Here is a 16323-nt window from a genome sequence, read left to right as displayed (position 1 = left end):
TCTTGCCCTTGCCCGACCCCGCACTGTCATCACTGCTCAGTACGGCGATGAAGGCCTCCTGCGGAACTTCCACAGATCCCACCATCTTCATCCGCTTCTTGCCCTCCTTCTGCTTCTCCAGCAGCTTCCGCTTACGGGAGATGTCACCGCCGTAGCACTTGGCGAGGACGTCCTTGCGGATGGCGCGGATGGTCTCGCGGGCGATGACCCGGGAGCCGATGGCGGCCTGGATGGGCACCTCGAAGGCCTGCCGCGGGATGAGCTCGCGCAGCTTGGCGACGAGCCGCACGCCGTACGCGTACGCCGCGTCCTTGTGCGTGATCGCGGAGAAGGCGTCCACCTTGTCGCCGTGCAGCAGGATGTCGACCTTGACCAGGCTGGAGGTCTGCTCGCCGGTGGGCTCGTAGTCCAGGGACGCGTAACCACGCGTCTTCGACTTCAGCTGGTCGAAGAAGTCGAAGACGATCTCGGCGAGCGGCAGGGTGTAGCGGATCTCGACGCGGTCCTCGGAGAGGTAGTCCATGCCGAGGAGGGTGCCGCGCCGGGTCTGGCACAGCTCCATGATCGAGCCGATGAACTCGGTCGGGGCGAGGATCGTGGCGCGTACGACGGGCTCGTACACCTCGTTGATCTTGCCCTCGGGGAACTCGCTCGGGTTGGTGACGGTGTGCTCGCTGCCGTCCTCCATCACGACCCGGTAGACCACGTTCGGCGCGGTGGCGATCAGGTCGAGGCCGAACTCGCGCTCAAGACGCTCCCGGATCACGTCCAGGTGCAGCAGGCCGAGGAAGCCGACGCGGAAGCCGAAGCCGAGGGCGGCGGAGGTCTCCGGCTCGTAGACGAGGGCGGCGTCGTTGAGCTGGAGCTTGTCGAGGGCCTCGCGCAGCTCGGGGTAGTCCGAGCCGTCCAGCGGATACAGACCGGAGAAGACCATGGGCTTCGGGTCCTTGTATCCGCCGAGGGCTTCCGTCGCGCCCTTCTGCTGGCTGGTGACGGTGTCACCGACCTTGGACTGGCGGACGTCCTTCACACCGGTGATCAGATAGCCCACCTCGCCGACGCCGAGACCGTCGGCGCTGAGCATCTCCGGCGAGTTGGTGCCGATCTCCAGCAGCTCGTGGGTGGCGCCGGTCGACATCATCTTGATGCGCTCGCGCTTGTTGAGCTGGCCGTCGATGACACGGACGTACGTGACCACGCCCCGGTAGGAGTCGTAGACGGAGTCGAAGATCATCGCACGGGCGGGCGCGTCCTTGACGCCGACCGGCGCCGGGATCTCCTTGACCACCTTGTCGAGCAGCGCGTCCACGCCGACACCGGTCTTGGCGGAGACGCGGAGGACGTCGTCGGGCTCGCAGCCGACCAGGTTGGCGAGTTCCTCGGCGAACTTCTCGGGCTGCGCGGCCGGCAGGTCGATCTTGTTCAGTACGGGGATGATCGTGAGGTCGTTCTCCATCGCCAGGTAGAGGTTGGCGAGGGTCTGCGCCTCGATGCCCTGAGCGGCGTCGACCAGGAGGATGGTGCCCTCGCACGCGGCGAGCGACCGGGAGACCTCGTAGGTGAAGTCGACGTGCCCCGGGGTGTCGATCATGTTGAGGATGTGCGTGTTGCCCGGGTCCGTGGTGGGCGCCCAGGGCAGACGCACGGCCTGGGACTTGATGGTGATGCCGCGCTCGCGCTCGATGTCCATGCGGTCGAGGTACTGAGCGCGCATCTGCCGCTGCTCGACCACTCCGGTCAGCTGGAGCATCCGGTCGGCGAGCGTGGACTTGCCGTGGTCGATGTGCGCGATGATGCAGAAATTGCGGATCAGAGCCGGGTCGGTTCGGCTCGGCTCGGGCACATGGCTAGGGATCGCGGGCACGCAGGGTCCTGATTCTTGAGGTGTCCGCAGCCGTCTGCGGTCTCGGGTCGGAACGATCGGGTCTATACGTAGGCTCCATGGTCCCACGGGTGGCGACCGGAGACCGGTTTGGGCCGCATGCTGGGCCGCTGGTAGTCTGGGTGGCTGTGTCTCATGCCCTCTCAGCGCGAGGCACACCCCAAGAAAATCACCCGGTACGGATTCCGTGCGGCTCCCGTGCGGCCCCGTGCCAGAACCTGTAGAGGCTCATTCGTGGCGAACATCAAGTCCCAGATCAAGCGAATCAAGACCAACGAGAAGGCTCGGCTGCGCAACAAGGCCGTCAAGTCCTCCCTGAAGACCGCGATCCGCAAGGCCCGTGAGGCCGCTGCCGCGGGTGACGCCGAGAAGGCCACCGAGTACCAGCGCGCTGCCGCGCGTCAGCTCGACAAGGCCGTCTCGAAGGGCGTCATCCACAAGAACCAGGCCGCCAACAAGAAGTCGGCGCTTGCTTCGAAGGTCGCTTCCCTCAAGGGCTGACCCTTTCTCTTGATCTGACCGCCGGAAGGACCCAGAGCGGGCCCTCTCTCATCCGCTCCCGACCGGCACCCCGGAGCTCGCACGCGGCCTGCGTTCGCCACGCGGGTGCGGGCTCAACGGCTTGAACCGAAGGCCCCGGCGCCTCGCCCTTCCCCAGGGCGGGTGCCGGGGCCTTCGGCATGTGCGGGGTCATGTCCAGAAGTCGTTGGCCTTGTCGATGTCCTCGACGCACTCGTCGAGATCGGTGGCCTTGTCTCCGACGATCCGGAAGATGATGCAGCCCCTCTCGTCTATGCGCTTTCCATTGCGTTCGGCGGTGAAGCGGTGCATGGCGACGCAATGGCCGCGGCCGTCGACCATGAGATGGAGCAGTTCGGCGTTCATCGTGCCGCCGGTCTCCTCGAAGAGCCGGCCGTACATCTCGATGATCGCGTCCTGGCCCTTGTAGTCACCGGACAGCGGGTGGCTGCCGGGTACGTGGTGGGTGCAGTCCGACGACATCAGCCCGCGCAGGGCGTCCATGTCACCGCGTTGGAAGGCCTCGTAGCCCTTGCGGACGAGTTGTGCGTGCGGGTGTTCAGCCATGGCGACCGCCACCTTTCGTAGTCCGGCGATGGTGGCTGACACGCACGATTTTCCTCCCCGGCGCGGTCAACGTCCTCTGGAACGGGCCGCCCGCGCGATGATCACGACCGCCTTCTCCAGGGCGTACTCGGGGTCGTCCCCGCCGCCCTTGACCCCGGCGTCGGCCTCGGCGACGGCCCGCAGCGCGATCGCGACCCCGTCGGGCGTCCAGCCGCGCATCTGCTGCCGCACCCGGTCGATCTTCCAGGGCGGCATGCCCAGCTCACGGGCGAGATCGGCGGGCCGCCCGCCCCGGGCGGAGGAGAGCTTCCCGATGGCTCTGACGCCCTGCGCGAGGGCACTGGTGATCAGGACGGGGGCCACGCCGGTGGACAGGGACCAGCGCAGCGCCTCCAGCGCCTCGGCGGCCCGCCCCTCCACGGCCCGGTCGGCGACGGTGAAGCTGGATGCCTCGGCCCGCCCGGTGTAGTACCGCCCGACGACGGCCTCGTCGATGGTCCCCTCGACATCGGCGACCAGCTGCGACACGGCGGATGCCAGCTCCCGCAGATCACTCCCGATGGAGTCGACGAGCGCCTGGCAGGCCTCGGGGGTCGCGGACCGCCCGGTGGCCCGGAACTCCTGCCGCACAAAGGCCAGCCGGTCCGCGGGCTTGGTCATCTTCGGACAGGCGACCTCCCGGGCCCCCGCCTTCCGAGCGGCATCGAGCAGCCCCTTGCCCTTGGCCCCGCCTGCGTGCAGCAGCACGAGCGTGATCTCTTCGGCGGGCGCCCCGAGATACGCCTTCACGTCCTTGACGGTGTCGGCGGACAGATCCTGAGCGTTCCGCACGACGACGACCTTGCGCTCGGCGAAGAGCGAGGGACTGGTCAGCTCGGCCAGGGTCCCGGGCTGCAACTGCTCGGGACTCAGATCCCGCACATCGGTATCGGCATCAGCGGCCTTCGCCGCCCGCACAACCTCCTGCACAGCCCGATCAAGCAACAACTCCTCCTGCCCCACGGCAAGCGTCACGGGGACAAGCGGATCATCATCAGCACTCTTCCTGGCCATCGGGACAAGGATGACATGGGGGACTGACAACGGGGGCGGCGCTGGGTCAGCCGCGGTGCGGTACCGGCCTCGCTGCGGGCAGCCGCACTGCTGTACTGGCCGCCGCTGCGACCAGCCGTGCCGTTGGACCGCCCGCCGCTGCGGCCAGCCGTGCCGCTGGGGGCAGTCCGCTGAGCCGACCCCACCCAGCAGCCGCTGCCGCCCACCGCCCGCCGCTGCGGGCAGCCGCACCCTGACCCGCGCCCACCCCAGCAGCCGCTGCCCTCCACCCCGCCGCCGCGGGCAGTCGTGCCGCTGGACCAGCGCCCACCCAGCAGCCGCTGCGGGCAGTCCGCTGAGCCGAACCCACCCAGCAGCCGCTGCCGCCCACCGCTGCGGCCAGCCGCACCCCTGACCGACGCCCACCCCAGCAGCAGCTGCCCTCCACCCCGCTGCCGCCGCGGGCAATGGTGCCGCTGGGGCGGTGCCCGGTGCCAAGGAGAGCGGTGCCCCGCAAGGGCGGGCGAGCGCACCCGTCCCGCGTCAGCTACCCCGCCGGACGGCTACGGCTCCTCCCGCCACCCGTCCCACTCCCCCGCGAACTCATCCAGCTCCGCAGGATCAAGCGCCCCGCCCTCGTCCCGCAGCACCACCAACCACTGCGCGTCCTCCGCGTCGTCCTCCCCGGCCAGCGCATCCCGCACGATCCGAGGCTCCTCGTCGACCCCGAACCGCTCCCCGAGCGCCTCCACGACCTCCTCGGCCGCATCCCGATCAGGCAGCACCAGCACATGTCTCACATCACTCACACGGCCATTCTCCAGCCGCGCACACCCCCACCACCCCTCACCCCTTCCGCACCGCCGGCACCCGCTCCAGCTCGATCCCGAACCGCTCCCGATACGCCGTCAGCACCTCCTCGTCCGTCCTGAGATACCGCTCCTCCCGCGCCCCGTCCGCGCCCGTCGTCTTGAACGTGCGCCCGCTCAGCGTGATCCGCCCCCCGTCCTCCGCCACCCGCGAACAGACCAGCGACTGCGTGAAGTGCGAGCTCGGCGAGGTGCACTGCCACCACGCCCCGGCGACGAAGTCACCGAGCACCCGGGGCCGCGTCTCCAGCCGGTACTCCGGTCTGCCGTTCATCACGACGTCCAGGTCCGCCGCCTCCGGCACCCGGTACCCGCCCCGCGCCCCGGCCGCGTCCGGCCCCGCCTCCACGATCCGGAACACACCCCCGGGATCCTCCTGCTCACCCCGTGCCTCCAACGCCAACGGGAAGTGGCTGTGCGCCCCGAACCCGACGTCGGCCAGCCACTCACCCCCGTCCACGGTCCGCACCCGCAGCGCGAGATGGTCGTACGGGATCCCCAGCCGCCCTTCACGGTCGTACACCCGTCCCGCCAGCAGCGTCACCTCGTACCCCAGCGCCGCCAGCAACGCCCCGAACGCACCGTTCAGTTCGTAGCAGAACCCTCCCCTCCGCGCGCCCACCAGCTTGTCCAGCAGCCGCTTCTCCTCCAGCACGATCTCCTCGCCGAGGTGGATCGACAGGTTCTCGAACGGCACGGTCTGCAGATGGCGCACATGCAGCTCGCGCAGGACGTCCACGGTCGGCCACGCCGGGTGTTCCACCCCGAGCCGGCTCAGATAGGCATCAACCTCTGCGGAATTCATGCCCTCAGTCTCCCGCCACTCGCAGCTCCCCGCCCTCACCCACCACCGCCAACGCCCCGTCCTCGTCCGTCCGCAGCACCGCCGCCCCCTGAGCCCGCAGCGCCGCGACCGTCCCGGGAGCCGGATGCCCGTACGGATTGCCCTCGCCAGCAGAGATCAACGCCAGCCGCGGGGCCGCCCCGCGTATCAGCTCCGGATCTTGGTACGCCGAGCCGTGATGGGCGACCTTCAGCACATCCACCCCGCCCAGCAGCCCACCGGCCGGCGAGCTCAACAGGGCCCGCTGGGCCGGAGGTTCGAGATCCCCCAGCAGCAGCACCCGCATTCCCGCCATCTCCGCGAGCAGCGTGACGCTGGCGTCGTTCGGCCCTTCCGGTTCCGGCGCCGGGCTCGGCGGCGGCCACAGCACCTCCCAGGACAGCGCCCCGGTCCGCCGCCGCTCCCCGGCCACGGCCCGCGTCACCGGAACGCCCCGCGCCGCGGCCTGTCTCCGTACGAACTCCGCCTGCTCCACCGGCTCCTCGTGACCGGTCGTCTCGATCGCCCCCACGGCCCGGCCACGCAGTACCCCGGGCAGGCCCGCCACATGGTCGGCGTGGAAGTGGGTCAGCACGACCAGGGGGATCCGGGTGATGCCCAGCGTGCGCAGACAGTGGTCGACGAGCTCCGGGTCGGGTCCGGCGTCCACGACCACCCCGGCGCCCTCACCGGCCGCGAGCACCGCCGCGTCCCCCTGTCCCACATCGCACATCACCAGCTGCCAGCCCGGCGGCGGCCACCCCCTGATCACCCGGACGAGCGGCGGCGGCTGCACCACGGCCAGCACCAGCAGCAGTGCACCGACCCCGCACCACCAGGGGTGCCGCCACAACCGTCGGCCGACCAGCAGCGCGGCCAGAGTGAGCAGGGCCAGCAGCCCCGCCCCGGCCCAGCTGCCCGGCCAGTCGATCCCCGCACCGGGCAGCGCCGCCCCGGTCCTGGCGATGTCCGCGATCCACCCCGCGGGCCAACTCGCGCACCACGCCAGCACCTTGGCCACCGGCATCGCTACCGGCGCCGTCGCCAACGCCGCGAACCCGAGGACCGTGGCCGGCGCGACCGCGACCTCCGCCAGCAGATTGCACGGCACCGCCACCAGGCTCACCCGGGATGACAGCACGACCACGACCGGCGCGCACACCGCCTGCGCGGCCGCCGCTGCCGCCACCGCCTCGGCCCACCGCGGACCGACCCCACGCCGCCGCAACGCGGCACTCCAGCGCGGCGCCAGCATCAGCAGCGCCCCGGTGGCCAGGACCGAGAGCACAAACCCGTAACTCCGGGCCAGCCATGGGTCGAACAGCACCAGCAGCAGGACGGCCGTCGCCAGCGCGGGCACCAGGGACCTGCGGCGCCCGGTCGCGAGAGCGAGCAGGACCACGGCCCCGCAGGCCGCGGCGCGAAGCACACTCGGATCGGGTCTGCACACGACCACGAAGGCGAGCGTGAGCGCCCCGCCGCACAGTGCGGTCGTCCGCAGCGACAGCCCGAGCCGTGGCGCGAGCCCACGGCGCTCGACGAGTCGAGCCGTGCCCGGCGGCCCGATGAGCAGCACGAGGATGATCGTGAGGTTGCTCCCGGAGACCGCGAGCGTATGCGCGAGATCGGTCTCCTTGAAGGCCTCGTCCAGCTCCGGGGTGATCCGCGAGGTGTCACCGACGACCAGGCCCGGCAGCAGTGCTCTCGCGTCCGCTGGCAGTCCGTCGGTCGCCTCCCGCAATCCGGCGCGCAGCCTCCCGGCGAACCGCTGCGCGGCCGACGCCGACTCCACGACCTTCGGCGCCGTCCCGCCCCGCACCCGCAGCACGGCCGCGGTCCGGTCACCGCCCGTCAGCGTGGGCGCCAGCCGCGCGTTCACCCGCAGCCGCGTGGACGGCAGCAGCCGGAGCCAGGGCGATCCCTCGGACGCGTCCACCACCATCAGCACCGGCGTCCGCGTCACCGCCGCCACCGCGCCGCCCGCCTGCACCCGTCGCACCTCGGCGTTGATCAGCACGGCTGTCCGGGTCGTCCGGTCCCCTATGACCCGGGGCCGGGTGAGCCGGGGATCGGAGGTGAGCTCCACCTCCGCGGTCGCGGTGGCGTACTGCCGCGCCAGCTCCGGCACAGGCCCCCGCCGCAGGTCGGCGCCGTGCAACCCCGCCGAGGCGGCGGCCGCGGCCACGCAGAGCAGGACGGCGGCGACCGAGACCCGGGGCCAGGCCAGCCGCCGTACCCACAGGAGTAGGACCCCAAGACCCAGGGCCACGGCCATGACCCCGACGCCCCATCCGGCCGGTGCGTTCAGCGTGAGCGCCGCCGTCGCCCAGGCCGCCAGCGCGGGCGGTACCAGTCGAAGATCCGTCGGTCCTTCCTGTCGCGGGTGGGACGCGCCGAGCCGTTTTCCGGAGGCCGCGTGCACCTCGGGCCGTGCGGCCCCGGGGGCGCCCGTCATGGCCGTACGAGATTCCGCAGGTCGGCGAAGCGGCGCTCGCCGATGCCGTTGACCTCGCGCAGCTCCTCCACGGAGCGGAAACCGCCGTTGCGGGTGCGGTGGTCGATGATGTGCTGGGCCAGGACCGGCCCGACGCCTGGCAGGGTGTCGAGCTGCTCGGCCGTGGCCGTGTTGAGGGAGACCGGGGCGGTGGACGCCGCCCCGGCCGGACCCGGCACCGGGGCACCGCCCTGCACCGGCGCGGGCGCACCGACGACGACCTGTTCGCCGTCGACGAGGAAGCGCGCCCGGTTCAGCCCCGCCGTGCTCGTGCCCGGACGCACCCCGCCGGCCGCGCGCAAGGCGTCGTCGACCCGGGAACCCGGGGGCAGCCGATGGATCCCCGGTTCGCGCACCTTGCCGCTGACATCCACCACGATCTCGGTCCCGGCGGAAGCCCCGGCCTGCCCGGCTCCCGGCTCGGCGCTCTCCTTCCCCGCGCCGTAGGAAGCGGCCCGCACCACCTCGGGCGCTCGCACGTCCTGTGTGCGCCCGGTCCAGAAGTGCTGCACCGCGAAGCCCGCGGCGACGACCAGCACCACGGCGAGCGCGACCACGCTGCGTCGCTCAAGACCGCACCGCGCCTGCATCCACAACGGCAGCCGCTCCCGCAGCGCGAGCCCGGCCCGCCCCCGCCAGTCGTCAGCCGCGTCGGCGACGGGCCCACCCGGGTCCAGGCCCTCGTCCTCCTGCGGCAGGGGTCCCTTTCCCGACTCCGGTTCCGCTACCGCCCGTTCGCCGAAGAGCAGCTCCGCGCGTCGGCGGAGCTCCTCGGACGAGGCATGGCGGTGCCGGGTCCGGACGCGCGGGTGCGAACGGCGGTGACGGGTGCGGACATCGGAGTGGGGGCCGCGACCGGGCCCGCTGGCCGCGGCGGCTGTGCGTGTGTGTGATCGAAGTGCCATGCCCCGAGGATGGGACACCTCGGAGATCCGCGATGATCTTGCTCAATTCCCGGGGACAACCACAGGGTTGTGGATAACTCCGTCACCCTCGCGAGAGAACAGCCGGGCTCATCAGGGAACGGCCGGGCTCACCGTGGCGAGACCACAACCCCCAGCAACCCGGGCCCGGTATGCGCCCCGATCACCGCCCCGACCTCGCTCACATGCAGATCCGCCAGCCCCCGCACCCGCGTCCGCAGCCGGTCCGCCAGCGCCGACGCCCGGTCGGGGGCGGCGAGATGGTGCACGGCGATGTCGACCTGCGCACCGCCGGCCCGGTCCGCGACGATCTCCTCCAGGCGGGCGATGGCCTTCGACGCTGTCCGCACCTTCTCCAGGGGTTCGATACGGCCGCCGTTCAGTTGCAGCAGCGGCTTCACGGCAAGCGCCGAGCCGAAAAGGGCCTGGGCCGCTCCGATCCGGCCACCCCGGCGCAGATAGTCGAGGGTGTCGACATAGAAGTAGGCGGAGGTGCCCGCGGCGCGCTTCTCCGCGGCCGTGACGGCCTCGTCGACCGTGCCGCCCGTCTCCGCGACCTCCGCCGCGGCGAGCGCGCAGAAGCCGAGCGCCATCGCGATCATGCCGGTGTCCACGACCCGCACCGGCACCGGCACCTCCCGCGCGGCGAGCACCGCGGCGTCGTAGGTGCCGGACAGCTCGGCGGACAGATGGAGCGAGACGATGGCGGTGGCGCCGGACTCCGCGACCCTGCGGTAGGTCTCGGCGAACCGCTCGGGGCTGGGGCGCGAGGTGGTGACGGGGCGCCGTTTCTGCAGTGCCTGGGCCAGGGAGCGGGTCGAGATCTCGGTGCCCTCCTCCAGCGCCTGGTCACCGAGGACCACGGTCAGGGGCACCGCTGTGATGCCGTGGCGCTCCATCGTCCGCGGCGGCAGGTAGGCCGTTGAATCGGTGACGATCGCGACATGGCGGGACATGAGCTGGAGGTTACCTGGCGTAGTGCCCGGGCGGCAGCCCTGCCCCGCTCACCTGGTCGGCCGTGGCCGGATCAAGTCGTGCTCTCGGGGCGGGGCTTCTTCTGCCAGGGGTAGGCCGGACGCGGGTCAGGCGGGGTGATGGCGGGTCTCGTCGGCTCCTCGGCCGTCCGCTGCTGAGGGCTGTCCGGCCAGGTCTGCTGCGCGGCCGGCGCTTCGGCGGCCGGTGCCTCGGGCCACGGCGGCGGGGTGGTGGCGGGCGCCTCCTCGGTCGTCCAGTGCCGCAGGGCACCGGCCTCCACGTCGATCTGGGTGCTCAGGGAGTCCAGGTCGTCCTCCGCGAAGCGACGGGCCCGGTCGCGGGCCGCCCAGCGCAGCGAGTCCGCCGACTTGACGATGCGCTCGGTGCGCTCGCGCAGTCCGGGCAGCCGCTCGGCGAGGGTCGCCCGGTCCGGCTCGCTCTCCAGGCGCCGCAGCTCGTCGTCCAGTTCATGGCCGTGCGCACTGAGCCGCTCGAAGAGGCCGAGTGACTCCTTCAGGGACTCGTCCTCGGCCACGCCCGCGTGCAGCGCGTCCTGGGTGGCGCGCATCGAGGTGCGCAGTTTCAGCCGCAGTTGTGCCAGCTCGCCCGCCGGGCCGATCTGGACGAAGGACTTGGCGCGCAGGGTGTGGTCCTCGACCGTGCGGCGGGCCTGGGTGATGGTGCGGTCCGCGGCGCGCTTGGCGGCGCCGACCGCCTTCACCGTGGCGTAGGCGCCGAGCACCACGAGGAGCACGAAGAGCAGGGCCACGACTGCGATCACTGTTCCCACGACGCTCCTCCTCGGTTCCACGACAGCACTCGCCGCGCTGCTCTCCACGGTAAACGCAGCGGGCAGGCCCGTAGTTCCAGAAGAACCCCGAACCTGCCCGTAGGGGACTACCCGGAGGCAGCGCCCACCTGCTTACGCCGTGACGATGTTCACCAGCTTCGGCGCCCGCACGATCACCTTCCGGATCCCCGCGCCGTCCAGGGCCGCCACGACCTTGTCGTCGGCCAGCGCCACCTTCTCCAGCTCCTCCTCGGAGATGGACGGCGCGACCTCCAGACGGGCCTTGACCTTGCCCTTGATCTGCACGACACAGGTCACCGTCTCGTCGACGACGTACGCCGGGTCGGCCACCGGGAAGTCCCGGTGCACGACCGAGTCCTCGTGCCCCAGCTTGCGCCACAGCTCCTCGGCGATGTGCGGGGCCAGCGGAGCCACCATCAGCACCAGCGCCTCGGCGACGGAACGCGACACCGGGCCGCCCGCCTTGGTCAGGTGGTTGTTCAGCTCGGTGACCTTGGCGATCGCGGTGTTGAACCGCATGCCCTCCAGGTCGCCGCGCACTCCGTCGATCGCCTTGTGCAGCGCCCGCAGAGTGTCCTCGTCGGGCTCGGCGTCGACGACGGTGACCTCACCGGAGTTCTCGTCGACGACATTGCGCCACAGCCGCTGCAGCAGCCGGAACTGGCCCACCACCGCGCGCGTGTCCCACGGCCGCGAGACGTCCAGCGGACCCATCGCCATCTCGTACAGCCGCAGCGTGTCCGCCCCGTACTCCGCGGCGATCTCGTCCGGAGTGACCGCGTTCTTCAGGGACTTGCCCATCTTGCCCAGCAGCCGGGAGACCTTCTCGCCCTCGTAGTAGTAGGCGCCGTCGCGCTCCTCCACCTCGGCGGCCGGCACCGCGATGCCCCGGCTGTCGCGGTAGACGTAGGCCTGGATCATGCCCTGGTTGAACAGCTTGTGGAACGGCTCGGCCGAGGAGACATGCCCCAGGTCGAACAGCACCTTGGACCAGAAGCGGGCGTACAGCAGGTGCAGCACCGCATGCTCGGCGCCGCCGACGTACAGGTCGACACCGCCGTGCGGCTGCCCCTCGCGCGGGCCCATCCAGTACCGCTCGATCTCCGGGTCCACCAGCTGGGACGAGTTGTGCGGGTCCAGGTAGCGCAGCTCGTACCAGCAGGAACCGGCCCAGTTGGGCATGGTGTTGGTCTCACGCCGGTACCGCTTGGGGCCGTCGCCCAGGTCCAGGATGACGTTGACCCAGTCCTCGTTGCGGGACAGCGGCGTCTCCGGGGACGTGTTCGCGTCGTCCGGGTCGAAGGTGCGCGGGGAGTAGTCCTCGACCTCGGGCAGCTCCAGCGGCAGCATCGACTCGGGCAGCGCGTGGGCGATGCCTTCCTCGTCGTAGACGATCGGGAAGGGCTCGCCCCAGTAGCGCTGGCGGCTGAACAGCCAGTCCCGCAGCCGGAAGTTGACGGTGCCCTGGCCGGTGCCGGTGTGCTCCAGCCACTCGGTGATGCGCGCCTTGGCCTCGACGACGCCCAGGCCGTCCAGGGAGACGTCCGCACCGGCGGAGTTCACGATCTTGGCGTCGTAGGAGACGAAGGCCTCGTCCCAGCCGGCGGTGTCCGTGCCGCGGCCGTCGGTCGGCTCGACCACGCAGCGGATCGGCAGCTCGAAGGCGCGAGCGAACTCGAAGTCACGGCTGTCGTGGCCCGGGACGGCCATGATCGCGCCGGTGCCGTAGCCCATCAGCACGTAGTCGGCGATGAAGACCGGGACCTGCTCGCCGTTGACCGGGTTGGTCGCGTACGCGCCGATGAAGACGCCGGTCTTGTCCTTGGCCTCGGCCTGCCGCTCCACGTCGGACTTGGAGGCGGCCTGCGCGCGGTAGGCGGTGACGGCGTCGGCCGGGGTGGCGTGGCCGCCGGTCCACACGTCGTGCGTGCCCTCGGGCCAGGCGGCGGGGGTGAACTTCTCGACCAGCGGGTGCTCGGGGGCCAGCACCATGTAGCTCGCGCCGAACAGGGTGTCGGGGCGCGTGGTGAAGACCGTGATGCGCTCGCCGTCGATCGGGAAGTCGACGCGGGCGCCCTCGGAGCGGCCGATCCAGTTGCGCTGCTGCAGCTTGATGGCCTCGGGCCAGTCCAGCTCCTCCAGGTCGTCCAGCAGCCGGTCGGCGTAGGCCGTGATGCGCATGTTCCACTGGCGCAGCTTGGCCTTGAAGACGGGGAAGTTGCCGCGCTCGGAGCGGCCGTCGGCGGTGACCTCCTCGTTGGCCAGCACGGTGCCCAGGCCGGGGCACCAGTTGACCGGCGCGTCGGAGGCGTAGGCCAGGCGGTACTCGCCCAGGACGTCGGCGCGCTCGGCGGCGGTCAGCTCGCCCCAGGAGCGCTCGCCGGGCACCGCGCGCTCACCGCTCTCGAACCGGGCGATCAGCTCGGAGATCGGGCGCGCCTTCTTCGCCTCGTCGTCGTACCAGGAGTTGAAGATCTGCAGGAAGATCCACTGGGTCCACTTGTAGTAGTCCGGGTCGATCGTGGCGAACGACCGGCGCTTGTCATGGCCCAGGCCCAGCCGGCGCAGCTGGACCTTCATGTTCTCGATGTTCGCCTCGGTCGACACGCGCGGGTGCGTGCCCGTCTGCACGGCGTACTGCTCGGCGGGCAGGCCGAAGGCGTCGAAGCCCAGGGTGTGCAGGACGTTGTGGCCGGTCATCCGCTGGAACCGGGCGAACACATCGGTGGCGATGTACCCCAGGGGGTGGCCGACGTGCAGGCCCGCGCCGGAGGGGTACGGGAACATGTCCATGATGAACTTCTTGGGCTTGGCGACCAGCGTCGGGTCGCCCGCCAGGTCGCCGCTCGGGTTCGGCGCCGCGTAAGTGGCGTCGGCGTCCCAGAAGTCCTGCCAGCGTGCCTCGATCTCCGCGGCCATGGCGGCCGTGTAGCGGTGCGGCGCGGCCACCTCAGCAGCGGCAGCGGGGTTCGTCTCGCTCATGATCCTCAAAGCTCCATCGATCGTCTCTGCCAGCGCTGTGACATTCCAGGAAACGAAAAATCCCCTCGCACAGGAGGGGACGCCGCGCCGATTCCGGCCACTCGATCCGACGGTGGCCGGGGCTGATCAGCGCGGCTCGCTAAGCAGAAGGCGTACGGCACGCATGGCGTCAGGGTACCGCAGCGGTCGAGTGGGTCGCGACGGGCTTCCGGGAGGGGCACCGGACACTCCCGAGCCGCTTGTGAAGATTCAGAAAAGCTGAACAATGTTCAATTGTTACCTGGCGTAAGGGCCCCTAGCAGGACAACACCGGCTCCGCACGGCTCGTTGATAACAACGCAATAACTCAAATGGCGTACTGCTCGGTTTGGGGCCACTTAGAGTGCGGCAGCGGGACCGCTTTCCCGAACTGCTCGGAGTTGCCCCCATGAACCCTCGACGTAGTACCAGCTCGCTCCCCCGACCCGGCCGCTCGGCCTATGGGGTGGCGTCGGCTGTCGTTGTGCTGCTCATACCCGTGGTCGTACTGGTCGGAGGTGACAGATTCCGCGAGTTCCTGAACTTCGGCGCGGGCGTACTGTCCCTCGTCTCACTGAGCTGCTCGGTGATCTGGGGCCTGGTGGCCCAGGACCGCATCTTCCTGAACACACGCCAGCGGATCATCGGCCAGGCCGTGCACCGTACGACGGCGGTCGCCTCGATCGCCTTCCTGCTGCTGCACATCACGACCAAACTCGCGCTCGACCACACCGAGCTGATCGCCGCCGTGATCCCCTTCTCGCTCGGCTTCACCGGACCCGCGGGCCTGATCGGCCTCGGTTCCCTGGCCGGGCTGCTCATGATCTTCGTGGGCATCACCGGCGCCCTGCGCAGCGCCTTCGCCTCCCCCGCCCCGGTCGCCGCCCGCTGGCGCGCCATGCACATGCTGGCCTACCCGGCCTGGTGCGCGGCCCTGGTCCACGGCCTGTACGCGGGCCGCCAGGCCAAGCCGATCTTCGTCTTCCTGTACTGCCTGTGCCTGGTCGGCGTCGCCGCCGCACTGGCGCTGCGCGCGGCGCCCCGCCCGGTCAAGCGCAAGGTCGCCGACAAGATCGCCGCGATCCTGGGGACCACCGAGGAGCGCTCGGCCCGCGAGGAACTGGACGCGAGCCGGGCCCGGGTGGCCGAATCCGCCTCCACCGCCTCACTCCCCGGCTACGAGACCCAGCGCACCGCACAGCGCGCAGCACCGCAGGCCGCCGAACCGGCGAACGGCTTCGCGGCCGCCTACCGCGCTGTCTCCACCCCCCAGCGCCCCCAGCAGTCATTCGCCACCGACCAGACCGCGAGGATGGACCTGCCCCTGGACATGCAGCCCACCGAGGCGCTCCCGCGCGTGGACGGCTCCAGCCCCTCCGGAAGCTGGCCGATCCCCTCGCCCCCGCCCGTCGGCGAGGCGCCCCCGTCCGCCTACGACCCCCTCAATGACACGGGATACAACATCCCCACCTATGGCAATTCGGGCGCCGACGGGTACGGCGGGAGTGATGTGTACGACACCGGTGAGTCGAACACCCTCTACGGCACGTACAACCCCAACGACACGTACAACAGCGGTCCCGCCAATGAACCACACCCCGGTGAGTCCTTCGACGCACCGGGTTCGGGCGAACCTTGGAACACGCCTTCCGGAGGCTATAGGTGAACGAGGCCCTGCCCGACGTACCAGAAGTCCGCGTGGTCGGCCTTCCTCAGCTCACGTCGGGCTTCGACCTTGTCGAAAGACTCGATCTGCCCATGCATCTCAAGGTGCACGGGCCGCTCGAACCGATGGGCGGCGAGCAGCTCGCGCAGCTCGCCGAACGCATCAATCTGAAGGGCCGCGGCGGCGCGGGCTTCCCCTTCCACAAGAAGCTGCGCTCGGTCGCCGAATCGGCGATCAAGCGCGGCGTCAGGCCGGTCGTCGTCGTCAACGGCAGCGAGGACGAACCGGCCTGCCGCAAGGACACGGTGCTCATCAACCGTGCCCCGCATCTCATCCTGGACGGCGCGCTGTTGTGCGCCGAGGCCCTGGGTGCCCGCACGCTCGTGGTGGGGGTCACCCGTGAGTCGACCCAGCGCTCGATGGAGGCCGCGCTCGCCGAACGCGGCCTCAGCAACGGCCGCCGATCCGCGCTACGCGCCCGCGTGCAGCGCAATCCCGTACGGATGGTCACCGGAGCGGCGGCGTCGCTGATCCGGTCCATCGACGGCGGCCCGGCCATCCCGCCCGGCCGCAAGATCAGCGCTTCCAAGAGCGGCGTCGGAGGGGCGCCCACCCTCCTGTCGAACGCCGAGACCTTCGCCCAACTCGCCATCGCCGCCCGCATCGGCCCGGAGCGCTACGGCAACACCGGCCTCTACGACGAGCCCGGCACCGTCATGCTGACGGTGTCCGGCGCGGTCGCCCGCCCGATGGCGATCGAGC

12 protein-coding genes and 1 pseudogene are annotated in these 16323 nt (G+C 70.9%); 3 read left to right on the top strand and 10 right to left on the bottom strand.

The window, feature by feature from the left end:
* The coding region (lepA, locus tag H4N64_RS42350) for a translation elongation factor 4 (RefSeq protein WP_186287953.1) at positions 1 to 1864 on the bottom strand (1864 nt) is incomplete at its 3' end.
* A 252-nt stretch (positions 1865 to 2116) separates the two neighbouring features.
* On the opposite strand from lepA, the gene rpsT reads away from it, so the two are divergent.
* A complete protein-coding gene (rpsT, locus tag H4N64_RS42345) occupies positions 2117 to 2383 on the top strand; it encodes a 30S ribosomal protein S20 (protein WP_030042978.1) in 267 nt (88 codons plus the stop codon).
* Positions 2384 to 2572: 189 nt separating this feature from the next.
* Here the strand turns inward: rpsT and H4N64_RS42340 are convergent, their stop codons facing one another.
* The 9 genes from H4N64_RS42340 to leuS form a co-directional block, all read right to left on the bottom strand.
* The gene (locus H4N64_RS42340) at positions 2573 to 2968 is read right to left on the bottom strand and encodes a nuclear transport factor 2 family protein (RefSeq protein ID WP_186287954.1); all 396 of its coding nucleotides are present in this window, start codon (positions 2966 to 2968) and stop codon (positions 2573 to 2575) included.
* A gap of 66 nt (positions 2969 to 3034) precedes the next feature.
* Entirely contained in the window at positions 3035 to 4021 is a 987-nt protein-coding gene (gene holA / locus H4N64_RS42335; RefSeq protein ID WP_186287952.1) for a DNA polymerase III subunit delta, read from the bottom strand.
* Between the two features lie 542 nt (positions 4022 to 4563).
* Positions 4564 to 4809, bottom strand: coding sequence for a hypothetical protein (locus H4N64_RS42330; protein WP_186287951.1), 246 nt, complete (start codon positions 4807 to 4809; stop codon positions 4564 to 4566).
* 37 nt (positions 4810 to 4846) lie between these two features.
* Positions 4847 to 5674 carry an arylamine N-acetyltransferase family protein gene (locus H4N64_RS42325; protein ID WP_186287950.1) on the bottom strand — a complete coding sequence of 276 codons (828 nt, stop codon included), beginning with the start codon at positions 5672 to 5674 and terminating at the stop codon, positions 4847 to 4849.
* Positions 5675 to 5678: 4 nt separating this feature from the next.
* A complete protein-coding gene (locus H4N64_RS42320; protein ID WP_186287949.1) occupies positions 5679 to 8147 on the bottom strand; it encodes a ComEC/Rec2 family competence protein in 2469 nt (822 codons plus the stop codon).
* Positions 8144 to 9091 carry a ComEA family DNA-binding protein gene (locus H4N64_RS42315; RefSeq protein ID WP_186287948.1) on the bottom strand — a complete coding sequence of 316 codons (948 nt, stop codon included), beginning with the start codon at positions 9089 to 9091 and terminating at the stop codon, positions 8144 to 8146. Before H4N64_RS42315 ends, H4N64_RS42320 begins: the two co-directional genes overlap by 4 nt.
* A 128-nt stretch (positions 9092 to 9219) precedes the next feature.
* Entirely contained in the window at positions 9220 to 10065 is an 846-nt protein-coding gene (locus H4N64_RS42310; RefSeq protein ID WP_186287947.1) for a DegV family protein, read from the bottom strand.
* 71 nt (positions 10066 to 10136) lie between these two features.
* The gene (locus H4N64_RS42305; RefSeq protein ID WP_186287946.1) at positions 10137 to 10874 is read right to left on the bottom strand and encodes a hypothetical protein; all 738 of its coding nucleotides are present in this window, start codon (positions 10872 to 10874) and stop codon (positions 10137 to 10139) included.
* Positions 10875 to 11006: 132 nt separating this feature from the next.
* On the bottom strand, positions 11007 to 13877 hold the full coding sequence (leuS, locus tag H4N64_RS42300; RefSeq protein WP_186287945.1) for a leucine--tRNA ligase: 2871 nt from the start codon (positions 13875 to 13877) through the stop codon (positions 11007 to 11009).
* Positions 13878 to 14304: 427 nt separating this feature from the next.
* Here leuS and H4N64_RS42295 point away from each other — a divergent pair, with 427 nt between their 5' ends.
* The gene (locus H4N64_RS42295; RefSeq protein WP_186287944.1) at positions 14305 to 15561 is read left to right on the top strand and encodes a ferric reductase-like transmembrane domain-containing protein; all 1257 of its coding nucleotides are present in this window, start codon (positions 14305 to 14307) and stop codon (positions 15559 to 15561) included.
* A pseudogene (locus H4N64_RS42290) lies at positions 15558 to 16323 on the top strand (oxidoreductase); the annotation flags it as partial. The gene H4N64_RS42295 and the pseudogene H4N64_RS42290, both read left to right, overlap by 4 nt.

Source organism: Streptomyces cupreus (genome assembly GCF_014257025.1).
In the GTDB taxonomy this organism is placed as follows: Bacteria; Actinomycetota; Actinomycetes; order Streptomycetales; family Streptomycetaceae; genus Streptomyces; species Streptomyces cupreus.
Note: the sequence above shows the minus strand (reverse complement) of the source record. Positions and strands in the feature narration are given on the sequence as shown.